Below are 23,490 nucleotides of genomic sequence, written 5' to 3'. Positions count from 1 at the left end.
CCACCATGAACGCACCCGCCCGTCGCCTCGTCGCGTCGTACTGCTTCCCGCCCTACAGCGACACCGCTGCGGTCGTCGCGGCCAAGCGCGTCCACGACCGCGGCGAGCCCGTCGACGTCATCTGCAACGCGATGGACTCGATCCGCCACCAGGACCCTGACCTCGTCCAGCTCTGCGGCGGCCTCGTCCGGCGGTTCGCCGCCGTGCCCTCACGCACGGCCTTCAGCTCGTGGGGCTCCATCGTCGACTACCAGCAGCTCGGTCTCGAGACCTTCGTCCGCTGGGAGTCGCTGCAGGGTGAGTACGAGTCCGTCTACAGCAGAGCGCAGTTCGCGGCATCCCACTTCCTTGCGGTCGCGCTCAAGTCGGCGCGGCCCGGGCTGCACTGGGACGCCGAGTTCTCCGACCCGCTGTCGCACGACGTCCTCGGACAGGTGCGTGCCGCCCCGGCGCACGACGACCGCACCCTCGCCCGACTGCGCTCGGCCGTGCAGGGGGCCGGGTTCCGGCCACCTGACGGCCTCAACGCCTTCGAGTGGTGCGAGGTCGCGGCGTTCGCCCTCGCGGACTCGGTGATGTTCACCAACACGCGCCAGCGCGACGTCATGCTCGAGAGCTGCCACGACCGCGAGCTCGCTGCCCGCGTCGAGCAGGTCGCCGTCGTGTCACCGCACCCCACGCCGCCGGCCGCGCTCTACGACGCGAAACCGTCGACGCGCCAGCTGGACCCGGGCCGGCGGCACGTCGGCTACTTCGGCAACTTCTACGCCAACCGTGGCGTCTCCGGGGTGCTCGACGCCCTGGCTCTGCTCCCTCGCGAGTCCCGCGACCGCCTCATGCTCCACGTCTTCACCTCGAAGCCCGAGGAGCTGCACGACGTCGTCGTCGCACGCGGGCTCGCCGACTGCGTCCGCGTCGGGCCCTTCGTCGGCTACCTCGAGTTCCTCGCGCTGTCGCGTCGGATGGACTGCCTGCTCGTCAACGACGCGGTGAGCCCACCGGGGGCGCCGAACCCCTTCCTGCCGTCGAAGTGGAGCGACTACCGAGGCAGCGGCACCCAGGTGTGGGGAGTCGTCGAGGAGGGCAGCGCCCTCGACGAGCAGCCCCTCGACCACCGCTCGCCGATCGAGCACGTCAGCGCGGCGGTGCAGGTGCTCCGCCGGATCAGCGCTCTCCCAGCACGATCCGGCGCAGCCGCTCTGCCGAGTCCGTCCCGCTGAAGCGCTCGCGCACCGTGTCGACGGTGCGCCCGCTCGCGTCGTCCCACGTCCCGGAGCCGCTGACCCTGAGGATCCGCTCGGCGGCCTCGGCCGGGGTGGTCGACACCCAGTCGGCCGGGAAGAGGCTCGTGGCACCGCCGATGCCGGCATACACCGGCCAGTCGCGCACGACGGGGACGGCGCCGCTCGCGGCCATCTCGACGAGGCCGATGTGGAAGCCCTCGCGTCGGCTCGAGCTCACGGCCCAGCCGACCTCACGGAGGTGCTCGGGCAACCGGGTCGTGTAGCCGACGAAGTCGACGCCGTCGGCGACGAGGGGGTCGCCCATCCGGGCGTGGAAGGCGCGAGCGGCCTCCCGCTCGACGGGGTTGGGGTCGTCGACGGCGAAGTCGGCGCCGATGAGCCGAAGCCGCCAGCGGGGGTCGTGCCGACGCAGCGCGGAGAGGACGTCGAGGGTCCACAGCGGGTCCTTGACCTGCTGCGCCCAGCCGACCATCCCGAGCGTCGTGCGAGCGGACTCGGTCTTGGGCAGGACGTAGCGCTCGACGTCGACGGGGTTGGCGACGACGTGCTGGCGTATGCCGTCCAGACGTCCTCCCAGCGCCGCCGCGGCCGCCCGCCGCAGGTGGTCGCTCGGGAAGATCACGTCGTCGACCTTGTCCCACTCGGCGGTGTGCAGCCAGGCGCTCAAGGTGTCGACGCCGTGCAGGCGCACGACGACGCGCGTCCCCTCCGGCACGACCTGCGTCAGCCAGGTGAGGCCCTTGTCGGCCCAGTCGACGAAGACGACGTCGGACGAGAGCGCCTCCGCGGTGGCGAGGTCGAGCGTCGGGGGGTGGCCGGTCGCGGCGAGCAGCCGCTCGCGCACCGTCACCGGGTCGACCCCGGTGTTGGCGAAGCGCCTCTGCCGGGTCGAGAGGTCGAGCACCTCGACGTCGGCGTGGTCGTCGAGGCCGGCGACGACGGCAGCCGCGAACTTCGGGTAGGCGCCGGGCAGCACGGTGACGCGAGGGCGGTCGGTCTCCCTCGGCTGCTGCCGCGACAGCCGCGGCGTCGGGCTGGCCGTGCGCCGGCCGAGCAGGCGTCCGACCTCGGTCTCCCTCAGGGGAGCGAGGAAGGCGTCGGGCTCGGACACGATGGCCGAGCGCGTCTCGGCCGTGTGCAGGCGCCGCGTGAAGAGCAGGTCGAGAGCAACCGTCGTGAGGAAGGCGGCGCGGTCGAGGTCGCCGTCGGCCAGGGCGTCGTCGGTGTGACGCAGCGTCACACGGGCGGCGTCGACGACGTCGACGGTCGACGGGTCGACGCCGGTGAGGACGGCGTGAAGTGCCTGGAGGGCGGGGTGGGGGAGCGCGCCGAAGAGGGCCTCCCGGTCGTCGAGGAGGGCGGTGGCAGCCTCGAGCCGGCCGGCGCGGAGCAGCCGGTAGGCCACCATCGTCCACAGGTCCGGGTCGAGCTCGCCGCGGGTCCGTGCGGCCTGGCCGCGCAGCAGCCGCGAGGCCGCGCGGGCGGCGTGCGCGTCGGCGAGCGACCCGCGCAGCTGGCTGGCGGCGGTGCGCAGCACGAGGTCGGCGAGCTCGGGCGCGCCGACGGTGGGGCTGTCGTCGCCCCACGCGCGCAGCAGGGTCGAGCCGGCGCGGTCGAGGACGACCCGCGTCCCCGGCTCGTCGAGCAGCGTGGCCGCGCGGGTGTCGACCCGGCCGAAGGCGGGTGCGGCCAGCCGGGCGGGCACGAGCTCGGGGAGCGCGCGCCGACCGAGGCGCAGGCCCTCCTGCGAGGCCCGCAGCGCGATCCGGCGGCGGCGGGGCGCACCGGCGGTGACCCGGGTCTCGATCCAGCCGAGGGAGGCGGGAAGCACCTCGACCCGATGCGTCTCGGGGAGCTTGCGCAGGCTGTGCTCGAGCCGCCCGCGATAGTGCAGGACGCGGATGCCGTGCCCGCTGCGGGCGAGGAAGCCGAGCATCCGCGCGTGCTCGTTGACGGACCCGGCGCTGCCCGCGACGACGACGAGGGACCGGGCGCCGGACGGAGGCGTGTGGAAGAGGCCGAAGCCGTCGGCGGTCCCGTCGACGTGGGCCGGCCCGAGCGAGGTGATGCCGCGGATGCCGGCCTCCCGGAGAGCGGCCTCGACGTGGGCGTGCCCGCCGGGGTGGAGGTCGCTGATCTGCCGCAGGTCGGCGACCTCGGCGGCCGCGAGGGCGTTGGTGACCGCGGTGCGGTCGGCCGGGTCGGCCTGCGTGCCGGTGGTCAGGGCGGTGAGGACGGACAGGTGGGCCCGGACGGCGGCGTCGTGGTCGAGGTCGACGGCGTCGTCGGGCCGGTCCGGCTGCGCGTCAGGAGGACCGGGCGTCAGGTCGAGCTCGGCGAACTGACGGTCGAACCGGCTGAGCAGCTGTCCGTGGAGCACCGTGTCCTCGCTGCCGCACAGCCCCTCGACGAACGGGGTGTCGACGAGCCACCGGGTCGGGTAGAGCCTCCCGCCCTGCCCACGCAACGCCCCGGGGGCGAGGTGCGGCGCGACGTGTCGCGGGGAGTCGTCGGCCGCCGACGTCGTGCTGACGACGATGCGCTCGGGGTGGCGGACGGCATACAACGTCTCGAGGTGCGTCGGCGCGACGGCGTCGGTCCCGTCGACGAAGGTCGTCCACGGTGCTCGCGCGAGCCCGACACCGACGTTGCGGGCGGCACCGGGTGAGTCGGCCACGGCGTCGACGAGCTCGACCTCGTGACCCGCGAGCGGTCCCCGGGTCACGCGCTCGACGGCGTCCCGGGCGCGCGACCCGGACCCGTGGATCACGACGACGACCTCGAACCGGTCGGCCGGGAGGGTCTGGGCTGCCAGCGCACCGAGGCACGCGGCCATCCGGTCGCAGGAGCCGTGGGCGGACACCACGACGGAGAGGTCACGCACCCGGCGAAGGTAGTCGCGCGATGTGAATAGGCTGGACGGGCGCGCGACCGCGCAGGTGAACGACCGGTGATCAGGAGGTGGCGTGCCCGAGGGAGACACCGTGTGGCGCACCGCCACCCGCCTCGACCAGGCCCTCGCCGGCCGCGAGATCGTCGAGTCCGATTTGCGCTGGCCGGGGGAGATCGCCACGGCTGACCTCACGGGTCGCACGACCCTCGAGGTCGTCAGCCGCGGCAAGCACGTGCTGCACCGCGTCGAGGGTGGCCTGACCCTGCACTCGCACCTGCGGATGGAGGGTCAGTGGCGCGTCGAGGCGACGGCCGGTCTGCCCGCCCGTTGGCGACGCAACCCGCAGTTGCGGGCCCTCGTCGCGGCGCCCGACTGGACCGCGCTCGGGCTGCGGCTCGGCATGCTCGACCTCGTGCCGACCGCGCACGAGGGCGACCTCGTCGGCCACCTCGGGCCCGACGTGCTCGGCCCGGACTGGGACCTCGCCCGTGCCGTCGACAACGTCGCGGGCGCGCGGGTGCCCGTCGGTCAGGCCCTCCTCGACCAGCGCAACCTCGCGGGCGTCGGCACCATGTGGTGCGCCGAGACGCTCTTCCTCGAGCGCGTGCCGCCGTGGAGCCGCGCCGACGAGCTCGGGCGCGAGACGGTCGAGCGGGTCGTCGCCCGCGCGCACCGCCTCATCGACAACGGCCGGCGCCATGCGGTGCAGTCGAGCACGGGCAGCCAGCGCCTCGACGAGGCGCACTACGTCCACGCGCGCAGCGGCCGGCCCTGCCGGCGCTGCGGTGCAACCGTGCGAGTCGCGATGATCGGCGAGCCCACCCGCGAACGCACGATGTTCTACTGCCCCGGCTGCCAGGGCGGCCTGGGACCGACCGACGACGGCCGGCCCCAGGCACCCCTCGGCTCGAACCGGGGAGCGGCCCGGTCGCGACGCTCGTACTGAGCGTCACCAGCCCTTGGCGGCCCCGGGGTAGTCGGTGATGATGACGTTGGCGTGCAGGTCGTCGCGGAAGCGCGTGAAGGTCGAGGCGCTGTTGACGGTCCAGACCGCGACCTGCATGCCCTTGCCGTGGATCGTCGCGTTGAGCCCGTCGCGCCAGTTCGCGTAGTTGTAGGACAGGTCGTAGCAGCCCTTGGAGTCTGCGGTCGCGACCTCGGCGTCGGTGACGGACGACTCGAGGCACGAGACCCGCATCGTCGACCGGGCGGCGTGGATCGTCGCGGCCGTCGTGCGCCAGTCGAAGTCCTGGATGATGCTCCGGCCGGCGATCCCGCGGTCGACGAGACGCGAGACGAGCAGCCGTGCGTGGGCCTGCGCGGCGGCGGCCGTCTGCGATGCCGGGTGCTTGAGCTCGACGCGCAGGACCGCGTTCGTGTTGGGGGAGGCGCGGAACGCCGCGGCGACGTCGGTGAGCCGGGCGAGGGGCTCGCCGCTGCAGCGCACCTGGTCGATCTGCGCCCACGACGAGCCGGTGATCGTCCGGTTCAGGCCGCACGCCGACAGCGAGTTGTCGTGCCGGAAGACCGCGACGTCGTCGGTGGTGAAGTAGACGTCGCCCTCGATGTCGTCGATGTTGGCCGCGAGCGCGCCCTTGAACGCCTTGAGCGAGTTGTCGGGACCCCAGCCGCCTCCGCGGTGGGCCGAGATCGTGCCGTACGTCGCGGCTTCGGCCGGCGCGGCGGTCGTCGTCGCGACGGTCGCCGCGGTGGCTGCCGCCACGGCGAGAGTGGCGCCGACGGCGAGGGCGCGTCGCCGCAACCTCGGCGATCGGGTGCGGACGTGCTGCTGCTGGGTCATGAAGACCATCCCCTGACGGTGTGTGCGGGCGGACCCGCTCCTTCGTGGTGGGCGTCGGTGCCCACCGAAACGCAACCTACGTGTCGGCGCACGGTCCTAGTGTGTTTGGGACCGCAGCAATCGAGAGGAGCACGGCGATGGCATCACGCCTCAACCCGTACATCGGTTTCAAGGACGACGCCCGAGCGGCGATGGAGTTCTACAGGTCCGTCTTCGGCGGCGAGCTGACGGTGTCGACGTTCGGCGAGTTCGGCGACAGCGGACCCAACGCCGACAACGTCATGCACGCCCAGCTGGAGACGCCGAGCGGCTACACGATCATGGCGTCCGACACCCCCGAGCAGATGCCCTACCAGCCGGGCACCAACATCTCGGTGAGCCTGAGCGGCGACGACAGCGACGAGCTGCACGGCTACTGGGACAAGCTGGCCGACGGCGGCACCGTCATGATGCCCCTCGAGAAGCAGGCGTGGGGCGACGAGTTCGGCATGGTGACCGACCGGTTCGGCATCGGCTGGATGGTCAACATCGGCAGCGGCATGACGGACGACGCGCCGACGGGGTGAGCGTCGAGGCGGTCCGGTCGGGCCTCAGTCCCGACCGGCGCCGCCGTAGTGGCGCGCCAGCTGACGGGTGAGCTCGTCCGGGCCGATGAGGCTCGAGTGCGTGCCCGCGGTGCCGCACGCCCACGACCCCGCGACGGTCCCGGCCCGGGCGGCCGCGCGGGCGTCACCGCCGGCGAGCCACGCGTGGAGGAAGGCCGAGACGTAGGCGTCGCCGGCGCCGTTCGAGTCCACCGCCGGGCGACCGTCGATGTCGACGGCGGCCACCGCGAACGAGCCGCCCTCGCGCACCGTCACCCGGCTGCCCCGGGCGCCGTCCATGACGACGACGAGCCGCGCACGGCCGCGGTCGAGCACGTCGGCGACGACATCGTCCTCGACCCCGTCCAGACGCGAGCCCGACACGAAGACGAGGTCGGCGGCATACGCGAACGGGCGGTGGTGGGGGTTGCGCCCGTCCCAGTCGTGCAGGTCGGTCGACGTCGTGGCCCGGGCGGCCGTGGCGTCCTCGAGGGCGCCGACGGCCCACGGCATGATCGAGGCGTGCACGTGACGTGACTGCTCGAGCGGACTGCGCCAGAGCGTCGGGTCGGGGGCGAGGTCGTAGGGGTGGCGCGGGTCGTAGAAGGACATCCGACGGCCCGTGGCGTCGACGAGGTTGACGGCGCGACGGGTGCCGCTCGCGTCGACGACATGGTCGAAGGCGAGCCCCTCGGCCGCGAACCGGTCGAGGAGCATCCGGCCCTCGTGGTCGTCGCCGATGACGTCGACGAAGCGCGTGGCGAGGCCGAGGCGGTGGCAGCCGAGCGCGACGCCGCTGCCCGTGTGCCCGACGACGGTGTCGATGGGCGGGACGACGTGGGAGTCGGCGAAGGGAACGGGCAGGGCCTCGACGCGCACGATGGTGTCGACGCCGGCACCGCCGACGACGAGGACGTCAGTCTTCACGGCCTCATTGTGCATGGCCGGACGCGGTCAGGGACGCGTGACGCTGAGCAGACCGAGGCACATCTCGTCGGTCGTGCCCTCGCCCCAGACGACGTAGCGCTCGGGCAGCCCCTGGAGGTCGGGCAGCTTGTCGCGCCAGGCCTGGTCGTGGGTGCAGCTGACCCGGATCGAGTCGCCGGGGCGGATCGCCGTCGCCGGGATCGGGACCGAGCCCTGGTTGTCGAAGTCCCAGATCTTGATGTCTAGGAGGGTCTTCGCCTTGGGTGTGCCGGGGTTGAGGTCGATGCGCAGCGACGAGCCGAGCAGGTGCATGTGGCCGGCCACAGCGCGGATGGTCGCGGCCTGCTCGACGCTGCGCGTGCAGGACTGGGTGGCGCCGGGGGTCGGGATGAGCGTGCCGTTGCAGACGAGCAGCAGCCCGTTGACGATGCGCGACGACATGGCGCCGAAGCGTTCGGTCACGTCGGCGACTGCCGCGTTGCGATCGCACAGCGGTCCCGACGTGCCTGCGCGACAAGGCAGCTCGACGGGCGCGGGGTAGAGCATCGTCTCGAGTGGCTTGAGCCTCGACGAGGACGAGAGACGCAGCTTCACCGAGGTGCGGTCGGGCGTCACGCCGTGCCGGAGGTTGTAATGCACCTGCATGACGAGCAGGGAGCCGCGCTGCAGGGGGATGCCGACGTCGGCCGGTAGGACGTTCTCGCGACCACCCGGTGCCCAGGCTCCGACCCACGGGGCGTCGTCGAGGCTCGCGCCGCGCGACCCGAGCCCGGTGCCGCCGAAGCAGGTCCAGCCGTTGCCGCCGGACTCGGCGTCGCGGGCGCGGGCCGCAGCGGCCGCCGACGGTGGCACGCGGAAGAGGATGACGTGGTGCACCTCCTGCGGCTGGCCGGGGGCGATGTCGAAGCCGGTGACGAACGCGTCGCGGGTGACCTGGGGGTCGAGGACGAAGCACCGGTAGTCGTCGGTGCCGGTCGTCGGCGCCTTCGGCGTGTAGGAGACCGGCGACGTCACCGTCCGCATCGACTCACCGGCCCGCAGCGCGGCCGGCTTGGCGGGAGCGACGGGCTTCGCCGCGTGACCCGTGGCAGCCGTCGCCGGGTGGTCGGTGGCGCCCGCCGTGTGCCCGGTCGCGTGCCCCTCGAGCCGGGCCTGGGCGGTCGGGTTGGGCGTGCCGCAGCCCGCGACGAGCAGGACGACGGCCGCGACGGCCGCCGCAACGGTAGCCCCTACCGCGGTCCGGCCGCGTCGAGTCCTCATCCCGTCAGTCTAGGAACGAGGCCGTCCTGCGGAGCGGTTGTCGAGCGTTTGGTCCCTCAGGACTGCTCCGGCGCGCGGCTCACCGGGATGCGGCGCACGTCCGGGGCGCTGAGGCGCTCGGCGTTGGCCTCGGAGTCGGCGAGCTCCTTCTGCGACTCGAGCTCGGCCTCGACCCGGGCGATGTAGCCGGACACCTCGGCCTCGACCCGCTCGGGATCCCATCCGAGCACCGGCGCGACGATCTCGGCCACGGCGCGGGCGCTGTCGGCGCCGCGGCTCGAGGTCTCGATGGAGATGCGCGTGCGCCGGGCCAGCACGTCGTCGAGGTGCAGCGCGCCCTCGTGCGTGGCGGCATACAGCGCCTCGACCCGGAGGTACTCCTCCGCCCCGGGGAGCGGCTCGTAGAGCGAGCGGTCGTCCTCGGCGAGGGCGAAGAGCTCGTGGACGAGCGAGCCGTAGCGCTCGAGCAGGTGCGTGATGCGCCAGACCGGGAGGTCCTGGTGGCGCGCGAGCCGGTCGATCTGGTTGACGAGCGCGACGTAGCCCTCGGCGCCCGAGAGGGGGATGAACTCGGTGACGCTGTCGGAGACGTCGCCGCCGATGTCCTCACGGGCGGCGTCCACGGCGTCGGCGGCCATGACGCGGTAGGTGGTGTACTTGCCGCCGGCGATGGAGATGAGCCCGGGCTGCGGGCGGGCCACGGCGTGCTCGCGGGAGAGCTGGCTCGTGTCCTCGCTCTCGCCGGAGAGGAGGGGGCGCAGGCCGGCGTAGACGCCCTGGATGTCCTCGTGGGTCAACGGCACCTTGAGCACGGTGTTGATGTGCTCGAGGATGTAGTCGATGTCGGCGCGCGTCGCTGCCGGGTGGGCGAGGTCGAGCTCCCAGTCGGTGTCGGTCGTGCCGATGATCCAGTGCGTGCCCCACGGGATGACGAAGAGGACCGACTTCTCGGTGCGCAGGATGAGGCCCGTCTCGGAGTTGATCCGGTCGCGGGCGACGACGATGTGCACCCCCTTGCTCGCGCGGACGTGGAAGCGGCCGCGGCCACCCGCCATGGTCTGGATGTCGTCGGTCCACACGCCGGTGCAGTTGATGACCACGGAGGCCCGGACCTCGGTGCGCTCGCCCGTCTCGACGTCCTCGACGAGGGCGCCGACGACCCGCTCGCCCGCACGCAGCAGCTCGACGACGCGGGCCGAGGCGACGACGGTGGCGCCGTAGGCGGCCGCGGTGCGGACCGTCGTCAGCGTGTGGCGGGCGTCGTCGGCCTGGGCGTCGTAGTAGAGCAGCCCACCGGTGAGGGCGTCGCGCTTGAGGGCCGGGGCCAGCTTGAGCGCTCCGGTGCGGGTCAGCTGCTTGTGGCGCGGGACCGAGCGCGCGCCGCCCATCGAGTCGTAGAGGGTCAGGCCCGCGGTGACGTAGGGGCGCTCCCAGCCGCGGCTGGTCAGCGGGTAGAGGAAGGAGACCGGCTTGACGAGGTGCGGTGCGATGCGGCTCAGCATGAGCTCGCGCTCCTTGAGCGCCTCGCGGACGAGGTCGAAGTTCATCTGCTCGAGGTAGCGCAGGCCGCCGTGGAAGAGCTTGGACGACCGCGACGAGGTGCCGGAGGCGAAGTCGCGCTGCTCGACGAGTGCCGTCGAGAGACCGCGGGTGGCCGCGTCGAGGGCCACGCCGCCGCCGGTCACGCCGCCACCGACGACGAGCACGTCGAACTGCTTCGTGGCGAGGCGCTTCCACGCCCGCGCCCGGTAGTCCGTGTCCAGCCGCACTGGGCTCGTCATCGGTTCCCCTTCACGTCGGTGCCGAGAACGACACTCTAACGACCGGCCCAGTGTCGACTCCGGGCTGTTCACCGGGCGGTCAGCCCGTACCCTCAGCGCCATGGGCATGACGGTGGTGGCACGGGAACTGGACTCCGAGCAGCTCGCGAGTCTCCTCGCGGACCCCTCGATCGCGAACGACCTGATCCTCGACGAGGACGAGGACGAGGACGGCAGCGACGGCTGGCTCGATCTCGACAAGGCGTGGCACGGCGTCCACTTCCTGTTGACGGGTGCGGCGTGGGGCACGGACAACCCCCTCGGCGGAGCCGTCCTCGGCGGCCGTGAGGTCGGTGAGGACGACGGCTACGGGCCGCCGCGCCTGCTCGAGCCCGACCTCGTCCGTGAGGTGGCCGAGGCGCTGGGCGTCGTCACCGACGCGGAGCTCCGCGCGCGCTTCGACCCCGAGGAGATGCAGCGCCTCGACATCTATCCCCAGATCTGGGAGGAGAGCGACATCCTCGACGAGTACCTCCTGCCGAACGTCCAGCAGCTGCGCGCCTTCTACGTCCGCGCGGCGGCTCATGACGCTGCGGTTCTCATCGTGGTGCAGTAGACGCCGAGGGGGGACGACACTGGGTCGGTGAGACTCATGTGGATCATCTGCCTGTTCGCCGGTCACCGGTGGCGCCGTGAGAGCCGCGACGACGGGTCGGTCATCGTGTGCGGACGGTGCGACGCGATCAGCGCCGTGGCCGAGGCCCGGGAGCGCCACCGCCAGCTCGGACGCGACGAGATGTAGGCGCGCGACGGTACGGTCTGGTCATGCCGACGGAGCAGCGCAGCCATGTCGTGTCGATCGACCAGGGGACGACGAGCACCCGGGCCATGGTCTTCGACCGGAGGGGCCGCGTCGTGGCCGTCGACCAGATGGAGCACCGGCAGATCTTCCCGCGCGCCGGGTGGGTCGAGCACGACCCGATGGAGATCTGGCAGAACACCCGCGTCGTCGTCGGTGGGGTGCTCGGCAAGGCCAACCTCAACGCCACCCACGTCGCCGCGGTCGGCATCACGAACCAGCGCGAGACGACCGTCGTCTGGGAGCGTGCGACCGGCCGGCCGATCCACAACGCCATCGTCTGGCAGGACACCCGCACCCAGGCGATCTGCGACGAGCTGGCCCGCGACGGCGGCAGCGAGCGCTTCAAGGACGTCACCGGTCTGCCGCTCGCGACGTACTTCGCGGGGCCCAAGGCGCGCTGGATCCTCGACCACGTCGACGGCGCCCGCGAACGGGCCGAGGCGGGGGAGCTGCTCTTCGGCACCATCGACACGTGGCTGCTCTGGAACCTCACGGGAGGCGCCGACGACGGTGGCGTGCACGTCACCGACGTCACGAACGCCTCGCGCACCCTCCTGATGGACCTGCGCACCCTCGACTGGGACGCGTCGGCCGCCGAGGCGATCGGTGTCCCGCTCGCGATGCTCCCCGAGATCCGCTCGTCGTCCGAGGTCTACGGCTCGTGCAAGCCAGGCATCCTCATCGACGTGCCGGTCGCCGGCATCCTCGGCGACCAGCAGGCGGCGACGTTCGGCCAGGCCTGCCTCGACGTCGGCACGGCCAAGAACACCTACGGCACGGGCAACTTCATGCTCCTCAACACGGGTGAGGAGATCGTCGCGTCGAAGAACGGGCTGCTGACGACGGTCTGCTACCAGCTCGGTGACGGCAGGCCCGTCTATGCCCTCGAGGGCTCCATCGCCGTCACCGGGTCGCTCGTGCAGTGGCTGCGCGACAACCTCGGCCTCATCAAGGACGCCAAGGAGGTCGAGACGCTCGCGGCGAGCGTCGACGACAACGGCGGCGCCTACTTCGTCCCCGCGTTCTCGGGCCTCTTCGCGCCGCACTGGCGTCCCGACGCCCGCGGTGCGCTCGTCGGTCTGACCCGCTTCGTCAACAAGGCCCACATCGCCCGAGCCGCGTTGGAGGCCACGGCCTTTCAGACGCGCGAGGTGCTCGAGGCGATGAACGCCGACTCGGGAGTGCCGCTCACCGAGCTGCGGGTCGACGGCGGCATGGTCGTCAACGAGACGCTGATGCAGTTCCAGGCCGACCTGCTCGGGGTCGACGTCGTGCGACCCGTCGTGGCCGAGACCACCGCTCTCGGCGCCGCGTATGCCGCCGGGCTGGCTGTCGGCTACTGGCAGAGCACCGACGAGATCCGTGAGAACTGGGGCGAGGACCGCCGGTGGACCCCTGCGATGGACGAGTCCGAGAGGGAGCGCCTCTTCCGCACGTGGAAGAAGGCCGTCGAGCGCACCCTCGACTGGGTCGACGACGACACTCCCTGACGGCTCAGGCCTCGCCCTCGAGGTGCAGGACGACCTTGCGCAGCAGGCCGTTGAGGGCGACGAGCTCCTTGGCGGTCAGGCCCGAGAAGGCCTCCTGCTCACGAGCCATGCCGGCCTCGATCCCCTTCTCCCACATGGCCCGTCCCGATGGCGTCGGACGGATGAGGATGCGGCGCCGGTCGATGGGGTCGACCTCGCGGGTCGCGTGGCCCCGCTGGACGAGCCGGTCGACGCGTGACGTCATCGCGGCCCGGGTCACGCCGCACGCGTCGGCGAGCTGTGCGGGTGTCGCCTCCTCGGGGAACGGCTGGATCATCAGCGCGTGGAGCGTGTGGTAGTCCTCGATCGTGTCTTCCGTGCCGGCGTAGCTCGCGTGGTCGGCGGCCTTGAGCCGCTTGGTGATCGCCTGCATGCGCGTGACGGCACCCTCGACCTCGGGGTCCATGTCCTCGAGGAGTCCGCTCCAGCGTGCGACGTGCCGGTCGACCGAGTCCTGCCGTGCTCTCGCCATGGCGTCAGTCTCGCAGAGGTGCAGCACGGGGAGCGCAGATCCCTGACTATTCATTGACAGATAGTCAGACGTCTAACTAATGTCAGGTCATGACCATGAGCGACCTGCTCCACCTCCGCGACGTCCGACTCCTGCTGGCCGGTCAGGGACTCTCGTGGGTCGGCGACGCCTTCAACCCCATCGCCCTGTCCGTGGCCGTCGTCCTGGGTGGCGGGGGTGCAGGCGAGCTCGGTGTCGTCCTCGCGAGCGCCGTGGTGGCCCGCCTCCTGTGCACCCTCGTCGGCGGCGTCTGGGCCGACCGCGTCACGCCGCACCGGATCATGGTCGGCGCCGACCTCACCCGAGCTGGCTCCGTCGCCGCCATGGCCGTCGCCTTCGCGCTCGGCGACCCGCCGGTGGCCGTGCTCGCCGGTCTGGCCGCGGTCACAGCGGGTGCGGGCGCGTTCTTCCACCCGGCCTTCGTCTCGCTGAGGCCCCTCATCGTCCCGGCTGCGGCTCTGCAGACCGCCAACGGCGCGATCAGCTTCCTCCAGTCGAGCGCCCAGGTGGGCGGCCCGGTCCTCGCCGGCCTCGTCGTCGCCCGGTTCGGCCCGGTCGCCGGCTTCACGGTCAACGCGCTGACCTTCGCCTGGTCGGCGGTCTGCGTCGCGCGGCTCCGGGCTCGCGCCGACCACGTCGCGGAGCGCACCGGCATGCTGACCGAGATCCGCGAGGGCCTCGCGGAGATCCGGAGTCGGGACTGGCTGTGGTCGAGCCTCCTCGCGGCGGCGATGTTCCACGTCGCCAGTGGGGTCTTCATCGTCCTCGTCGAGGTGACGGCCGTGCGCGACCTCGGCGGCGCCCACGCCCTCGGCCTCGTCACGGCAGCGCTCGGCGTGGGCGGGCTCGTCGGAGGGCTCGTCGCCATGCGGCTCCAGCCGCGCCGGATGCTCCTCTGGGCCTTCGCCGCCCTCGGCCTCTTCCCGCTCTTCCCGCTCGCGTTCGCCTGGCCCGGCGGGCTTGTCGCGATCATGGCGCTCGCCCTCGTCGGCCAGGCCGGACTGCTCTACTTCGACGTCGGGTGGCAGACCGCCGTCCAGCAGGGCGTGCCCCACGACCGGCTGGCCCGCGTCGTCTCGTGGGACGTGCTCATCTCGTTCGTCGCGCTGCCACTCGGCAACGTCATCGCCGGCCCGCTCAGCGCCTCCGTCGAGACGCCCGACCTCATGGTCGGCATCGCCGTCTGGATGTTCGTCGCCGGCTGCTGGCCGCTGCTGGTGCGCAGCGTCCGCGGCTTCACCCGCGCGTCAGCCCAGGGCGGCGATGGCGGCGTCGTAGTCGGGCTCCTGGCCGATGGCGGGGACGAGCTCCGTGTGCGCGACGGTGCCGTCCGCGTCGATGACGACGACCGCACGGGCGAGGAGGCCGGCGAAGCCGCCGTTCTCCATCCGTACGCCGTAGTCGTAGCCGAAGCCGGAGCGGAACGACGACGCCACGACGACGTTCTCGATGCCCTCGGCGCCGCAGAAGCGGTTCAGCGCGAACGGTAGGTCGGCCGACACGCAGACGACCGCCGCGTTGTCGAGCCCGGCGGCGATCTCGTTGAAGCGGCGCACGCTCGCCGCGCAGACGCCGGTGTCGACGCTCGGGAAGATGTTGAGGACCACGCGGCTGCCGTCGGGCAGCGTCACGTCGTCGCGCAGGTTGGTGCCGGTCAGCGTGTACGCGGGAGCGGGGGTGCCCACGGCCGGCAGGTCGCCGACGGTGTGGACGGTGGTGTCTCCGAGGGAGGTGGTGGCCATGGACGTATCTAACACGGGTCGCCTGGGGCTACCGTCGCGGCATGCCCGCTGACGGCGCGACGTGCCTCGCGACCCGCTGCTTCTGCGAGCTCGCCCGCCCCGACGGGATCGCCCAGCCGGCTGACGCGTGGTCGTCCCTGGCCTTCGTCGTGGCCGGGGTCGCCGCAGCCGTGCTCCTGGGTCCTGCCGCGCGTCCCGAGCGCGTCCTCGTCCCGCTCCTCGCGGTCTCGCTCGTCGCCGTCGGGATCGGCAGCCTCGCCTTCCACGCGACCCTGACGCTGTGGGGCCAGTTCGTCGACGTCCTCCCGATGTATGCCGTCGGCTGCGTCCTGCTCGCCGGTGCCCTCGTGCGCCTGCGCCGGGTCACGCCGCGCGTGGCCGTCCTCGGCGGGGTCTCCCTCCTCGTGGCCCTCGGCGTCCTGCTCCGGGTCTGGCCCGAGTCCCGGCGGGTGCTCTTCGCCGCCGTCCTGCTGCCCGGCATCGTCCTCGAGCTGGTGGCCGCCCGGGGCCGTGCCGGTGGCGCGCGCTGGCTGCACGTCGGGTTGGGACTGCTCGTGACCGCCTACGCCCTCTGGCTGCTCGACCAGTGGGGCGTCCTCTGCGACCCGACGAGCCCGCTGCAGGGGCATGCGGCCTGGCACGTCCTCGGCGCCGTCGCCGGGTGGTGCCTCGCCCGCCACTGGGCGACCCGTAGGTTGGTGGCATGACGGAGTCGCCGCTCACGCCGGAGCAGCAGGAGCAGATCGTGGCGGTCGCGATGGACATGGCGCGCGACGGGCGCACGGCCGACCTCGTCGAGTTCCTCGACCACGGCTTTCCGCTCGACCAGCAGGACCCCGCCGGCAACACGCTCGTCATGCTCGCGGCCTACCACGGTCACCTCGACACGGTCATGAGCCTCGTGGACCGCGGCGCCGACGTCGACCGCCGCAACGACCGCGACCAGTCCCCGCTGGCCGGGGCGATGTTCAAGGGCGAGGACGAGGTCGTCCGAGTCCTCGTCGCCGCGGGCGCCGACCTCGACGCCGGGTCGCCGACCGCGCGCGCCACGGCCCAGCTGTTCGGGCAGCAGCACCTCATCGACGGAGAGGACCGAGGGTGACCGACCCGCAGGACACCGGAGCACGCTCGCGCTTCGTCATCAACCTCGTCGGCGTCATCGGCATCGTCTTCGGGGTGCTCCCGATCGTGCGCTACCTGCTCGACCTGTCGCTCTTCGAGTTCACCGTCGCGCCGTACGCGTGGCTCCAGCTCGAGGGGGCCGCGCGGTTCCTCCCGCCCGGGATGGTCCTCGTCGCGTGCATCGTCGTGGCCTACGTCCTCGAGCAGCGGCTCTCCCGCGACTGACCCGGGTCCAACCCTCGACGGTCGGTGACCGTTCAACGACGAGCCCGTGATGTGATGTGGGCATGTCGGTCCGGGCCTCCCTCCTCGCCGCGCTCGTCCTCGGGTCGAGCCTGGCGATGGCGCCCGCCCCGGCCGCTCTCGCCGCCGACCCGGTCTCGCCCGAGGTCACGACGGTGCCCGTCGGTGCCGAGCCCGACGGCACGGCCGTGCGCCTCGACGTCTCCGTGTGGCCGCAGTCGAGCGGCAAGCACCCGGTCGTCCTGCTCGCCCACGGCTTCGGCGGCACCAAGGACTCGGTGACGAGCCAGGCGAACGACCTGCACGACCGCGGCTACGTCGTCATCGCGTGGAGCGCCCGTGGGCAGGGCGCGTCCGGCGGTCGCATCCACCTCAACGACCCGGCCTACGAGATCGCTGACGCGAGAACGCTGCTCGACCTCGCGGCCAAGCGCTCCGACGTCGAGCTCGACGGTCCGGGAGACCCGCGCGCCGGGGTCATGGGTGCCTCCTACGGCGGCGCCCTCGCCCTCATGCTGGCCGGCTCCGACCGGCGGGTCGACGGCGTCGTCTCGGCCATCACGTGGAACGACCTCGCCGACGCCTTCTTCCCGCAGGCCGCCGTGACGAAGCCGGCGACCACCGCTGCCGGGCGCTCGCCGATCGACGTCGTCGGACCCTTCAAGCAGGTCTGGGCGACGAACTTCTTCCTCTCGGCGCTCCGTGGCGGCCAGGGGGCGGGCACCGGAGCCGCCGACTGCGGCCGCTTCGACCCGACGATCTGCCGCCTCTTCGTCCAGGCCTCCGAGACCGGCACCGCCTCACCACAGCTGACGACGCTGCTGCGCGCGCACAGCCCGAAGCCGACGATGAACGCCGTCACCGCGCCGACCTTCCTCGTCCAGGGGGTCGGCGACTCGCTCTTCGGGCTCGACCAGGCCGACGCCAACGCGTCGGCGCTCGCCGCCTCCGGCACGCCGTATGCCGTCCGGTGGAGCGACGGCGGCCACGACGCCCCGAGCACCCACGAGGCGGAGGAGGTCGAGGCCTCCTACACGTGGCTCGACCACTACGTGCGCGACAAGGGCGCGCGCGGATCGGCCCTGCCCACAGCGGCCTTCACCTACGGCACCCCCGCCGGTCGGGCGGGTCAGCCGACGACGCTCCACACCCTCACGGCATACCCGGGGCTGTCCGGCGCGGCACTCCGGACGCGCGAGCTGCCCCTGACGACGACCTCCGGGGCGCTGCTGCACCCGCCCGGCGGACAGCCGGCCTCGCTCATCGCCGTGCCCGGCCTCGCCGCTTTGGGCGTCAGCCTCTCGACGTACCAGATCGCGGCGCTGCCCGGTCAGTCGACGGCCCTCGACACCCAGCCCGTCGCCGAGGCCGAGACGGTGGTCGGGTCGCCGACGATGCGACTCACCGTCACGTCCGACGCGCCGGACGTCACGCTCTTCGCGTCGGTGTGGCGCGTCACCGGTGGCTCGGTGACGCTGACCAACCCGCTCGTCGCGCCGGTGCGCCTCACCGTGACGCCGGGCCGGCCCACCCCCGTGACGATCTCGCTCCCGGCAGCGACCTATGACCTGCCGGCCGGCACCCGGTGGCGCGTCCTGCTGACGAGCACCGAGTCGACGTACTCCAACTCGCGCACCCCGAGCGGCATCCGCATCTCGGGGGCCTCGGCGCTCACCCTCCCGGTCGCGACCGGTGCTGCGGTCGACGGGGCCGTGGCCGGCGGCGTCGACACCGAGACCCTCCTCGCCTCCGGCGCCCTCGCGGTGCTGCTCCTCGCGGCGCTCGCCGGTTGGCTCGTGCGCCGGCGCCGCCGGATGCACCTGCCCGCGCGGCCTGACCTCGCCGACGTCCCGCTCGTCATCGAGGGACTCGTCAAGACGTACGCCGACGGCCACCGCGCCGTGGACGACGTGTCGTGGCGGGCCGAGAAGGGTCAGGTCGTCGGGCTGCTCGGCCCCAACGGCGCCGGCAAGACGACGACCATGCGGATGGTCATGGGACTCATCTCCTCCGACGCCGGCAGCGTCCACGTGCTCGGCGAGCCCGTCTCCGCCGGCTCGCGGGTGCTCGGCCGGGTCGGCGCGCTCATCGAGGGACCCGGCTTCCTGCCGCACCTCACCGGGCGCCAGAACCTCGAGGCCTACTGGTCCGCCACGGGCCGGGACCCCGAGGACGCCCACATCGCCGAGGCGCTCGACGTCGCGGCCCTCGGCGGCGCCGTCGACCGGCCGGTCAAGTCCTACAGCCACGGCATGAAGCAGCGACTGGGCATCGCCCAGGCCATGCTCGGGCTGCCCGAGCTGCTCATCCTCGACGAGCCGACCAACGGCCTCGACCCGCCCCAGATCGCGGCGATGCGCCCGATCCTGCGCCGCTACGCCGAGACCGGGCGCACCGTCGTCGTGTCGAGCCACCTGCTCGCCGAGGTCGAGATGACGTGCACCCACGTCGTCGTCATGCACGCCGGCCGGGTCATCACGCAGGGCCCCGTCGCCGAGCTCGTCGACAGCGACGACACGACGATCCTCGACCTGCCCGAGCACGTCGCCCACGACGTCGTCAGCGCCGGCGTGCACGCACTCGAGGCCGCAGGTGGCGTCACCGAGGTGCGCGTCGACACCCCGACCCGGATCGTCGTCGTCGCCGACCGCGGCCGGGCCGAGGTCGTCGCGGCTGCCGTGTCGGCGGGGCTGCCCGTCGTCGGCGTCAGCAGCCGCCGCCACCTCGAGGAGGTCTTCCTCGGCGTCATCTCGTCGGCGTCCGCACCGGGTGCGGCCGGCGAGCCCGGAGACGAGGGCGCGTCCCTCGTCGAGCGACTGAGGCAGGTGAGGGCGCGATGAGCGAGACCCACGCAGAGGGCCCGGACGTGAGCCCCGGGGACGCGCTGCTCGACGTCATCGAGCCGGCTCCGGCAGCAGGGAGCGGCCAGATCCACCAGGTGCGCGACCCGCTGTCGTGGCGGTCCGAGCTGCGCCGGCAGTGGGGCCGGCGACGCACGATCTGGGCCTTCGGACTGCTCCTCGCGCTGCCGCTCGTCCTCGTCGGGTCGTTCGCCTTCGGCCAGCGGTCGAGCAACAGCCGTGGCGGTGCCTCGACCCGGATCTTCGACCTCGCCCAGAGCGGGGCCGCGAACTTCAGCCTCGTGCTCGTCTTCCTCGCCTCGGAGCTGCTCCTCGTGCTGCTCGCCGCCCTCTTCTGCGGCGACGCCGTGCCGTCCGAGGCGTCGTGGTCGTCGCTGCGCTACCTGCTCATCGCGCCGGTGCAGCGGGCCCGCCTGCTCACGAGCAAGCTCGCGATCGGGATCGCCTCGACCCTCGTCGCGACGGTCCTGCTGCCGGCGTGGGGCCTGCTCGTCGGCGGCGTCGCCTACGGATGGGACCCGCTGACCAACCCGCTCGGCGAGAACCTCTCGTGGGGCCAGTTCCTGCCGCGCCTGGCGCTCGCGATGGCCTACATCTTCGTGACACTGCTGCCGATCGCAGCCATCGCCTTCTGGATCGGGACCCGCTCCGACGCGCCGCTCGCCGCGGTCGGCGGCGCCGTGCTCGTCAGCATCCTGCTCAACATCCTCGACCAGCTCGACGCGCTCGACCCCTACCGCAACGCCTTCCCGGGCCACTACTCGCGGGCCTGGCAGGACGCCCTCGCCGTGTCACCGGACTACACCGACATGGTGCACGGCGCCCTGTGGGCGCTCGTGTGGGCCGTCGCCTTCACGATGCTCGCCTACCGCCGCTTCCGGCGCAGCGACATCCTCAGCTAGCCCGACGCGTACGCCCGCGGTCGCGTCCGACTGAGCGAGCTCTGCGGCATACCCGCCGTGGGTGGATGGATGCGGCCAATCACCCGACCTCGCCGCAACCATCCAGCCACGGCGGGACTGCTGCGTCGGAGCCCGACGAGGCTCAGAGCTTCGCTGCCTCGGGGATGATGCGCTCGCCGATGAGCTCGAGCACGTCGGTCTTCGACCCGTCACCGATGCCCAGCTGCACGTGCGTCACACCCAGTCCGGCGAGGTCACGCAGGTGCTCGAGCGTGGCGTCGACGTTCTCGCCGTCGGGGCCGGGGTCGACCGGTCCCATGACGGTCTTCTCGATCTCGTCGTAGTCGCGACCGAGAGCCTCGCAGTGGCCGCGGAGGACCTCCAGCTTGTGGGCGAGGTCGGGGCTGTCGAAGAGGTTGCAGGCCTGGGCGTACTGCGCGACCATCCGCAGCGTCTTCTTCTCGCCGCCGCCACCGATGAGGATGGGCGGGTGCGGGCGCTGCACCGACTGCGGGGAGTTGAGGGTGCTGCCGAGCCGGTAGTGCTTGCCGGCATACGGCTCGACGCTGTCGCCCCACATCTGGAGGCAGATCTGCAGCGTCTCCTCGAGGCGCTCGAAGCGCTCGGCGGTGGCGGGGAAGGGCAGGCCGAGACCGACGCACTCCTCCTCGTTCCACGCCGCGCCGATGCCGAGCATGGCGCGGCCCTTCGACAGCACGTCGAGGGTCGTGACCTCCTTGGCGAGCAGCCCGGGCTCGCGGTAGACGGCGGCCGTGACCCAGGCGAGCAGCTGCACCTTCTCGGTGACGGCCGCGAGGAAGCCGAGGGCCGTGTAGGCCTCGAGCATCTCGTGCTCCTTGGGCCCGACCATGCCGATCTGCCAGACGTGGTCCATGACCGAGAGCTTGGTGAAGCCGACGTCCTCGGCGGTCCGCGCCGTGCGGACGAGGTCGTCGACGAAGGTGGAGGAGCCGCCGCTCCACGTGAAGTTGGCGAGGTGCAGTCCGAGATGCATCCTCCGACACTACGTCCGCTCGCTGGGATCGGCGTGGGAGCAGCGCCTCGATCTCGTGCGGGAAGATGGTCGGGTCCGGCGGGCGAGAACGAGGAGGCGGACGATGGCGGTCGACGTGCGGGTCGAGACGGTGATAGCCCGACCGGTGGCCGAGGTCGCGGCGTACGCCGGGGACCCGTCCCACGCTCCCGAGTGGTACGCCAACATCGACTCGGTCGACTGGCAGACGTCGCCGCCGACGGGTGTGGGCAGCAGGCTGGCTTTCGTGGCCCGTTTCCTCGGGCGACGCATCGAGTACGTCTACGAGGTCGTCGAGCTCGTTCCGGGCGAGCGGCTCGTCATGCAGACCGACGGCAAGCCGTTCCCCATGCGCACGACCTACGAGTGGGAGGACGCCGGCGACGGACGCACCCGGATGGTGCTGCGCAACACGGGGCAGCCCACCGGCTTCGCGGCGCTCGGCGCCAAGGCCATGGCCGCTGCGATGCGTGGGGCCATGACGAAGGACCTCGCGAGGATCAGGCGGATCCTGGAGTCGCAGTGACCTGGGAGCGGGAGACCGGCGGCTCGGCCGACGACGGGAAGACGATCCACTGGTCGGTCTGGCGCCAGACGAAGTCGGGCGTCACGACCGATCCGGGCGTGCCGTAGAGCACCGCGCTGCGTGCCTCGGCACCGTGCTCCTGGAGCAGGTCGAGCATCGGTGAGCTTGACTCCGAGCGCGTACGAGAGCCCGCCGCCGGGGATGAGCCCGCCACGCGCCACGGCGACGAGCACCTCCGGGCGGAAGCTCGAGTCGGCGACGAGGGTCGCGAGCTCGCGGAACGCGACGCCGAACTGCTCCCACGTCAGCACCTCCTTGTCGACGAGCGTGGAGGCGTCTGCGTGGTAGGCGATCGTCATGCGAGGAAGGCTGGTCACGTCACGTGAACGGCGTGTTTCGGGTGTCGAGGCTTCGGGCAGACTGGCCGGGTGACCCTCGACCCGAGCCGCGCCAGCCGCCCGACCCGACCGCTCCGGCCCTCCCGGCGCTCGCAGGTGCCCCCGTTCGAGGTCATGGACGTGCTCGACCGGGTGGCCGTGCTCCGGGCCGAGGGGCGCGACGTCGTGTCCCTCTGCGCCGGTGAGCCGTCGGGAGGTGCGCCGAGCCTCGTCTCGGAGGCCGCCGCGCGCATCCACGGCTCGGGCCGCGCCCTGACCTACACCTCGGCGCTCGGCATCCGAGAGCTGCGCTCCGAGATCGCCGCGCACTACGGCCGGTGGTACGGCCTCGACGTCGACCCCGCCCGCGTCGCGATCACGACGGGCTCGTCGGGCGGCTTCGTGCTCGCCTTCCTCGCAGCCTTCGAGGCGGGGGACCGTGTCGCGCTCGCGCGGCCCGGCTACCCTGCCTACCGCAACATCCTCACCTCGCTCGGGTGCGAGGTCGCCCTGATCGACTGCGGCCCCGAGACCCGCTACCAGCCGACGCCCGAGCTGCTCGACGCCGCGCAGGCCGACGGGGAGCTCGCGGGGCTCATCGTCGCTTCGCCCGCCAACCCGACCGGCACGATGGTCGACCGCGCCGAGCTCGCGGCGATCACCCACTGGTGCGCGGCCCACGGCGTGCGCCTCGTCAGCGACGAGATCTACCACGGCGTCACCTATCCGGACCCCGGCGCCGCCGACCCCCGCGGTGTCTGCGCCTGGGAGACCGACGACACGTCCCTCGTCATCTCCTCCTTCAGCAAGTACTGGGGGATGACGGGCTGGCGTCTGGGCTGGATGCTGCTCCCCGCCGACCTCGTGCGCCCCGTCGACGCGCTGGCCGGCAACGTCGCGCTGTGCCCACCCGCACCGGCGCAGTATGCCGCCGTCTCGGCCTTCGCGGAGGAGTCCTACCGCGAGTGCGACGACGCGGTCGCCGAGTTCGCGCGGACGCGAAAGCTCTTGCTGGACAACGCGTCCCGCCTCGGCTGGGGTGAGTCAGCGCCGCCGGACGGCGCGTTCTACTACTGGGCCGACCTCGGGCCGCAACGGGGCCGGTGGGGCGGCTCGGCGGCATACGCCAGCGCCCTGCTCGAGGAGGTCGGCGTCGCGATCACGCCGGGCGGCGACTTCGACGACCGGGCGGGCGGCCACTCGGTGCGCCTCAGCTTCGCCGCCGGAGCGACCGCGGTCAGCGAGGCGATCGAGCGGATCGAGGCGTTCAACGCCCGCTGACCCGAATGCGTCGCCGGTCGCGTCGAAGCCCC

Annotated in this window: 22 protein-coding genes and 1 pseudogene; 14 read left to right on the top strand and 9 right to left on the bottom strand. The window is 72.6% G+C overall.

Features of this window, described 5'->3' with window-relative positions; genetic code table 11:
• Positions 1-5: 5 nt before the first annotated feature.
• On the top strand, positions 6-1,220 hold the full coding sequence (locus AC1DW8_RS20575; RefSeq protein WP_478095699.1) for a hypothetical protein: 1,215 nt from the start codon (positions 6-8) through the stop codon (positions 1,218-1,220).
• Here AC1DW8_RS20575 and AC1DW8_RS20570 read toward each other — a convergent pair.
• Positions 1,165-4,128 carry a glycosyltransferase gene (locus AC1DW8_RS20570; RefSeq protein ID WP_478095698.1) on the bottom strand — a complete coding sequence of 988 codons (2,964 nt, stop codon included), beginning with the start codon at positions 4,126-4,128 and terminating at the stop codon, positions 1,165-1,167. The genes AC1DW8_RS20575 and AC1DW8_RS20570 overlap by 56 nt on opposite strands.
• 82 nt (positions 4,129-4,210) lie before the next feature.
• Between AC1DW8_RS20570 and AC1DW8_RS20565 the strand changes: the two genes are divergently transcribed.
• A complete protein-coding gene (locus AC1DW8_RS20565; protein ID WP_056775654.1) occupies positions 4,211-5,083 on the top strand; it encodes a DNA-formamidopyrimidine glycosylase family protein in 873 nt (290 codons plus the stop codon).
• 3 nt (positions 5,084-5,086) lie between these two features.
• Here the strand turns inward: AC1DW8_RS20565 and AC1DW8_RS20560 are convergent, their stop codons facing one another.
• Positions 5,087-5,938, bottom strand: a complete 852-nt coding sequence (locus AC1DW8_RS20560; RefSeq protein WP_162260630.1) for a glycerophosphodiester phosphodiesterase — start codon at positions 5,936-5,938, stop codon at positions 5,087-5,089.
• Between the two features lie 137 nt (positions 5,939-6,075).
• Here AC1DW8_RS20560 and AC1DW8_RS20555 point away from each other — a divergent pair, with 137 nt between their 5' ends.
• A complete protein-coding gene (locus AC1DW8_RS20555) occupies positions 6,076-6,504 on the top strand; it encodes a VOC family protein (RefSeq protein WP_478095697.1) in 429 nt (142 codons plus the stop codon).
• Between the two features lie 24 nt (positions 6,505-6,528).
• On the opposite strand, the gene AC1DW8_RS20550 is transcribed toward AC1DW8_RS20555, so the two are convergent.
• From AC1DW8_RS20550 to AC1DW8_RS20540, 3 genes are read right to left on the bottom strand one after another with little or no spacing between them, the layout of a single operon-like run.
• Positions 6,529-7,449 (bottom strand): carbohydrate kinase family protein, encoded by a 921-nt coding sequence (locus AC1DW8_RS20550; protein WP_478095696.1) that lies wholly within the window; start codon positions 7,447-7,449, stop codon positions 6,529-6,531.
• Positions 7,450-7,476: 27 nt separating this feature from the next.
• Entirely contained in the window at positions 7,477-8,709 is a 1,233-nt protein-coding gene (locus AC1DW8_RS20545; protein ID WP_478095695.1) for a hypothetical protein, read from the bottom strand.
• Between the two features lie 56 nt (positions 8,710-8,765).
• Complete coding sequence (locus AC1DW8_RS20540; protein WP_056827471.1) at positions 8,766-10,490, bottom strand: glycerol-3-phosphate dehydrogenase/oxidase; 1,725 nt, start codon at positions 10,488-10,490, stop codon at positions 8,766-8,768.
• Between the two features lie 100 nt (positions 10,491-10,590).
• On the opposite strand from AC1DW8_RS20540, the gene AC1DW8_RS20535 reads away from it, so the two are divergent.
• From AC1DW8_RS20535 to glpK, 3 genes are read left to right on the top strand one after another with little or no spacing between them, the layout of a single operon-like run.
• Complete coding sequence (locus tag AC1DW8_RS20535) at positions 10,591-11,085, top strand: YfbM family protein (RefSeq protein WP_478095694.1); 495 nt, start codon at positions 10,591-10,593, stop codon at positions 11,083-11,085.
• Between the two features lie 27 nt (positions 11,086-11,112).
• Positions 11,113-11,271 (top strand): hypothetical protein, encoded by a 159-nt coding sequence (locus tag AC1DW8_RS20530; protein ID WP_156415545.1) that lies wholly within the window; start codon positions 11,113-11,115, stop codon positions 11,269-11,271.
• A gap of 23 nt (positions 11,272-11,294) precedes the next feature.
• The gene (gene glpK, locus AC1DW8_RS20525; RefSeq protein WP_478095693.1) at positions 11,295-12,821 is read left to right on the top strand and encodes a glycerol kinase GlpK; all 1,527 of its coding nucleotides are present in this window, start codon (positions 11,295-11,297) and stop codon (positions 12,819-12,821) included.
• Between the two features lie 4 nt (positions 12,822-12,825).
• Here the strand turns inward: glpK and AC1DW8_RS20520 are convergent, their stop codons facing one another.
• Entirely contained in the window at positions 12,826-13,332 is a 507-nt protein-coding gene (locus AC1DW8_RS20520; protein ID WP_056777569.1) for a MarR family winged helix-turn-helix transcriptional regulator, read from the bottom strand.
• Between the two features lie 89 nt (positions 13,333-13,421).
• Here AC1DW8_RS20520 and AC1DW8_RS20515 point away from each other — a divergent pair.
• Positions 13,422-14,564 (top strand): annotated as a pseudogene (locus tag AC1DW8_RS20515) (MFS transporter); the annotation flags it as partial.
• A gap of 54 nt (positions 14,565-14,618) precedes the next feature.
• On the opposite strand, the gene tpx reads toward AC1DW8_RS20515, so the two are convergent.
• Complete coding sequence (gene tpx, locus AC1DW8_RS20510; RefSeq protein WP_082619691.1) at positions 14,619-15,113, bottom strand: thiol peroxidase; 495 nt, start codon at positions 15,111-15,113, stop codon at positions 14,619-14,621.
• Positions 15,114-15,154: 41 nt separating this feature from the next.
• On the opposite strand from tpx, the gene AC1DW8_RS20505 reads away from it, so the two are divergent.
• The 5 genes from AC1DW8_RS20505 (at position 15,155) to AC1DW8_RS20485 (ending at position 20,241) form a co-directional block, all read left to right on the top strand.
• Positions 15,155-15,820, top strand: a complete 666-nt coding sequence (locus tag AC1DW8_RS20505) for a ceramidase domain-containing protein (protein WP_478095692.1) — start codon at positions 15,155-15,157, stop codon at positions 15,818-15,820.
• Positions 15,817-16,215 (top strand): ankyrin repeat domain-containing protein, encoded by a 399-nt coding sequence (locus tag AC1DW8_RS20500; protein WP_478095691.1) that lies wholly within the window; start codon positions 15,817-15,819, stop codon positions 16,213-16,215. Before AC1DW8_RS20505 ends, AC1DW8_RS20500 begins: the two co-directional genes overlap by 4 nt.
• A complete protein-coding gene (locus AC1DW8_RS20495) occupies positions 16,212-16,460 on the top strand; it encodes a hypothetical protein (protein WP_056775623.1) in 249 nt (82 codons plus the stop codon). The genes AC1DW8_RS20500 and AC1DW8_RS20495 overlap by 4 nt, the downstream gene beginning before the upstream one ends.
• A gap of 62 nt (positions 16,461-16,522) precedes the next feature.
• On the top strand, positions 16,523-19,318 hold the full coding sequence (locus tag AC1DW8_RS20490) for an alpha/beta fold hydrolase (RefSeq protein ID WP_478095690.1): 2,796 nt from the start codon (positions 16,523-16,525) through the stop codon (positions 19,316-19,318).
• Positions 19,315-20,241, top strand: coding sequence for an ABC transporter permease subunit (locus AC1DW8_RS20485; RefSeq protein ID WP_478095689.1), 927 nt, complete (start codon positions 19,315-19,317; stop codon positions 20,239-20,241). Before AC1DW8_RS20490 ends, AC1DW8_RS20485 begins: the two co-directional genes overlap by 4 nt.
• A 142-nt stretch (positions 20,242-20,383) precedes the next feature.
• Here AC1DW8_RS20485 and AC1DW8_RS20480 read toward each other — a convergent pair whose 3' ends face one another.
• Entirely contained in the window at positions 20,384-21,256 is an 873-nt protein-coding gene (locus AC1DW8_RS20480) for an LLM class F420-dependent oxidoreductase (RefSeq protein WP_478095688.1), read from the bottom strand.
• Between the two features lie 103 nt (positions 21,257-21,359).
• Between AC1DW8_RS20480 and AC1DW8_RS20475 the strand changes: the two genes are divergently transcribed.
• Entirely contained in the window at positions 21,360-21,800 is a 441-nt protein-coding gene (locus tag AC1DW8_RS20475) for an SRPBCC family protein (RefSeq protein ID WP_478095687.1), read from the top strand.
• Here AC1DW8_RS20475 and AC1DW8_RS20470 read toward each other — a convergent pair.
• Positions 21,775-21,957 carry a hypothetical protein gene (locus AC1DW8_RS20470; RefSeq protein ID WP_478095686.1) on the bottom strand — a complete coding sequence of 61 codons (183 nt, stop codon included), beginning with the start codon at positions 21,955-21,957 and terminating at the stop codon, positions 21,775-21,777. The genes AC1DW8_RS20475 and AC1DW8_RS20470 overlap by 26 nt on opposite strands.
• 355 nt (positions 21,958-22,312) lie before the next feature.
• On the opposite strand from AC1DW8_RS20470, the gene AC1DW8_RS20465 reads away from it, so the two are divergent.
• Positions 22,313-23,458, top strand: coding sequence for an aminotransferase class I/II-fold pyridoxal phosphate-dependent enzyme (locus AC1DW8_RS20465; RefSeq protein ID WP_478095723.1), 1,146 nt, complete (start codon positions 22,313-22,315; stop codon positions 23,456-23,458).
• Positions 23,459-23,490 lie beyond the last annotated feature (32 nt).

Source organism: Terrabacter sp. P2_E3 (assembly GCF_056403915.1).
The sequence above is the reverse complement of the archived record's forward strand: the minus strand, read 5'-3'. Positions and strand labels throughout refer to the sequence as shown.